General features: G+C 68.4%; 6 protein-coding genes. 5 read left to right on the forward strand and 1 reads right to left on the reverse strand.

What is annotated here, in order from left to right:
• The coding region (locus ACXJKR_RS26875) for a cytochrome c oxidase subunit 3 (RefSeq protein ID WP_457325416.1) at positions 1-210 on the forward strand (210 nt) is incomplete at its 5' end.
• Between the two features lie 58 nt (positions 211-268).
• On the opposite strand, the gene ACXJKR_RS26880 is transcribed toward ACXJKR_RS26875, so the two are convergent.
• Complete coding sequence (locus ACXJKR_RS26880; RefSeq protein WP_057295810.1) at positions 269-484, reverse strand: DUF2909 domain-containing protein; 216 nt, start codon at positions 482-484, stop codon at positions 269-271.
• 29 nt (positions 485-513) lie between these two features.
• On the opposite strand from ACXJKR_RS26880, the gene ACXJKR_RS26885 reads away from it, so the two are divergent.
• From ACXJKR_RS26885 to cyoE, 4 genes are all read left to right on the forward strand, one after another.
• Positions 514-1,224, forward strand: coding sequence for an SURF1 family protein (locus tag ACXJKR_RS26885; protein WP_457325417.1), 711 nt, complete (start codon positions 514-516; stop codon positions 1,222-1,224).
• A 16-nt stretch (positions 1,225-1,240) separates the two neighbouring features.
• Positions 1,241-1,873, forward strand: a complete 633-nt coding sequence (locus tag ACXJKR_RS26890) for an SCO family protein (protein WP_457325418.1) — start codon at positions 1,241-1,243, stop codon at positions 1,871-1,873.
• Positions 1,870-2,955 carry a COX15/CtaA family protein gene (locus tag ACXJKR_RS26895; RefSeq protein ID WP_457325419.1) on the forward strand — a complete coding sequence of 362 codons (1,086 nt, stop codon included), beginning with the start codon at positions 1,870-1,872 and terminating at the stop codon, positions 2,953-2,955. Before ACXJKR_RS26890 ends, ACXJKR_RS26895 begins: the two co-directional genes overlap by 4 nt.
• Before the next feature lie 2 nt (positions 2,956-2,957).
• The coding region (cyoE, locus tag ACXJKR_RS26900; protein WP_457325420.1) for a heme o synthase at positions 2,958-3,761 on the forward strand (804 nt) is incomplete at its 3' end.

Below are 3,761 nucleotides of genomic sequence, written 5' to 3' on the forward strand. Positions count from 1 at the left end.
GGCATCTACGGCTCGACCTTCTTCATGCTGACCGGCTTCCACGGCTTTCACGTCTGCGTGGGCGCACTGATGCTGCTGTTCATCACCATCCGCCTGATGAAGGGCCACTTCACGCCGGAGCGCCACTTCGGCTTCGAAGGCGCCGCTTGGTACTGGCACTTCGTGGACGTGGTGTGGCTGGGCCTGTACGTCATCGTCTACTGGATGTGACTTCCCGGTCTCGCAATGAGAAAGCGCCGCAGCAGCGGCGCTTTTTTGTTGTTGAAGCTCAGGATTTCACCGGCAGTCCGGTCGGCTGTATCCAGCCCATCTTCCAGCTCAGCAGGATGATCAGGAACAGCGTCACCGACACGGCGACCCGCACCGCCAGCGCACGGGCCATGTTGGGGCTTTTCTTGTTGCCGCCTTTGCGCAGCATGAAGAAGCCGGCCGCGCCGAGCGCGCCAAGGATGCCGATGAAGGCGATCAGGATCACGAATTTCATGGTGTCGAATTATCCGCTCGGGGTCTTGCATGAGCGGTAGGCGCTGGCTGGTGCTGTTGGCGGGCCTGGTGGGCGCCGCGCTGACGGCGCGGCTCGGCGTCTGGCAGCTTGACCGTGCCGCGCAGAAGATCGCGTTGCAAGCAGCCATCGAGGCCGAAGCCGGCAAGCCGGCGCTCACCCAGACCGAGTTGGGCGGTGAAGGGCAGCTGCACCGCCGCGCCGCGCTGCGCGGCACCTGGGTGGCCGAACGCACGATCTGGCTGGACAACCGGCCCATGGACGGCCGCACGGGCTTCTTCGTCGTCACGCCGCTGCGCTTGGCGGGCCGCGACGACGCCGTCCTGGTACAGCGCGGCTGGGCGCCACGCAACCAACTCGACCGCCAGCAGCTGCCGCCATTGCACACGCCGCCCGGCGAGGTTGCCGTCGAAGGGCGGCTGACGACGTCGCCCTCCCGGCTTTACGAGCTGGGCGAAGGGTCGGCCGGCCCGATCCGGCAAAATCTCGACCCTGCGGCCTTCGCCGTCGAGTCCGGCCTGAAGCTCTTGCCGCTGACCGTCGTGCAGACCGCCGCGGATACGCCCGACGACACGTTGCTGCGCCATTGGCCAGCGCCCGACCTCGGCCTGCAAAAACACTATGGCTATGCCTTTCAATGGTTTGCGCTCTGCGCGCTGATCGTCGGTCTCTATGTCTGGTTCCAACTCATCCGTCCCCGGCTCCGCCGTCAGCAGTCCTGAACCGCTGAGCTTCGCGGTGCACAGCCTGCCCGATCCCCGCACGACGGGGCAGCAGCGCGTCGGCCGCTGGAAGATGCTGCTGGTGCTGGCCATGTGCGCGGCGCCGGTCGTCGCCTCCTACTTCACCTTCTACGTCGTCAGGCCCAGCGGCTCGGCCTATGGCGAACTGATCGCGCCTGCCGTCGACATGCCTGCCGACCTGCCGCTCACCGACCTGCAGGGCAGGGCGGTCGCGCCGGCTTCCTTGCGGGGTCAATGGCTGCTGGCCGTCGTGCACGGTTCCGACTGCCCGGCCGCCTGCGAACAGCAGCTCTTCGTGCAGCGCCAACTGCGCGAGATGCTGGGCAAGGAGCGGGCGCGCGTGGACAAGCTCTGGCTCATTCCCGATACCGGCACGCCGCGCCCCGAAGTGATGGCTGCCGTCAGTCAGAAGGGCGCCGAAGTGACCGTGCTGCGCGTGCCCAGGGACCGGTTGGATGCCTGGCTCAAACCCGCCTCGGGCAAGGCGCTGGCCGACCATTTCTACATCGTCGACCCCATGGGCAACTGGATGGAGCGCGCCCCTGCCGAGCCCGAGCCCAAGAAGCTCAAAGCCGATCTCGACAGGCTGCTGCGCGCCAGCGCCAGCTGGGATACGGCAGGCCGATGAACGACCTGCTGGTCCCTCTTGGCCAGGTCGCCGCCATCGGCGGCGCGGTCGCCATCGGCCCACTGCTCTGGTGGCGCCAGCGCTCGCGAAGCGCGACGCCGGCAGGGCGGCTGCGCGCGCTGACCCTGCTGACGCTGTTCCTGACCTTCGACCTCATCGTCTTCGGCGCCTTCACGCGCCTGACCGATTCGGGCCTGGGTTGCCCGGACTGGCCGGGTTGCTACAGCGCTGCAAGCCCGGCCGGCGCCCACGACCACATCGAGGCCGCCCAGACCGCGATGCCCACCGGCCCGGTCACGCACGGCAAAGCCTGGATCGAGATGGTTCACCGCTATCTGGCCAGCGGCGTGGGCCTGCTCATCCTCGTCATGGCTGCGCTGAGTTGGCGGCTGAAGCGGCGGGGCGCAGAGACCGCACCATCGCCCTGGCTGCCGACGCTGACGCTGGCCTGGGTCTGCGTGCAGGGGGCCTTCGGCGCGCTGACGGTCACGATGAAGCTCTTCCCGGCCATCGTCACGCTGCACCTGCTGCTCGGCATCGGCCTCTTGATGCTGCTGGCCTGGCAGCACGAGGCCTACGAGCCGCGGCCGATCATCGCGCCGTCGGCGTTGCGCCGTGCGGTCGCCGTCGTCCTTGTGCTTGCACTTGTCCAGGTCGCCCTTGGCGGCTGGGTCAGCACGAATTACGCCGTGCTGGCCTGCGACGAATTCCCCACCTGCCACGGCGGCCAGTGGTGGCCGCAACTGGACTTCGCGCAGGGCTTTCAGCTCTGGCGCGCACTGGGCCAGCGCGCCGACGGCGGCTGGCTCGGGTTCGAGGCGCTGGCCGCCATCCACACGGCCCATCGCATCGGCGCGGGCGTCGTCTTTGCGGCCATCCTGGCACTGGCCTGGCGGCTGCGTCGGCATGCGGCGAACTGGTCCAACTGGCTGCTCGCCGCGGCTGGCTGGCAGCTCGCCTCCGGCCTGTCCAATGTCGTGCTCGACTGGCCTATCGTGGCTGCCCTCGCCCACACCGCTGGCGCCGCTCTGCTGCTAGCCCTGCTCACCATCTTGCTCGCGCGCCTGAGGGCGCAAACTTGACCATGGCCTCCACGTCCACCGCCAGCGCCTTCGTGCACAGCCCGCGCTGGCAGCAGTTCTACCAGCTGACCAAGCCGCGCGTCGTCCAGCTCATCGTCTTCTGCGCAGCCATCGGCATGGCCCTGGCCGTGCCCGGCCTGCCCTCGCTGGAACAGGCCCTCACCATGCTTGCCGCCGTCGCTGGCATCTGGCTGGTCGCCGGCGCTGCGGCCGCCTTCAACTGCCTCATCGAGGACGGCATCGACGCGCGCATGAAGCGCACCGCCTGGCGCGCCACGGCCAAGGGTGAGCTCAGCCGTACGCAGACGCTCACCTTCTCGGCCCTGCTGTGCGCAGCCGGCATGGCGCTGCTGGGTTTCTACGTCAACGTGTTGACGATGTGGCTGACCTTCGCCACCTTCATCGGCTATGCCGTCATCTACACCGTCATCCTGAAGCCGATGACGCCGCAGAACATCGTCATCGGCGGCGCCTCGGGCGCCATGCCGCCGGTGCTGGGCTGGGCCGCGCTGCGTGGCGACCTCGGCCCCGAGCCCTGGCTGCTGTGCTTGATCATCTTCCTGTGGACGCCGCCGCACTTCTGGGCGCTGGCGCTGTACCGCGCTGAAGATTACGCGCGCGCCGGCCTACCCATGCTGCCCGTCACGCATGGCAACGACTACACGCGGCTGCAGATCCTGCTCTACACCTGGGTGCTGTTCGCGGCCACGCTGCTGCCCTTCCTGACCGGCATGAGCGGCTGGTTCTACCTCGCCAGCGCCGTCGCACTCGGCCTGGGCTTCTGCGGCTATGCCTTCCGGCTGTGG

It is taken from the genome of Roseateles sp. P5_E11 (assembly GCF_054049355.1).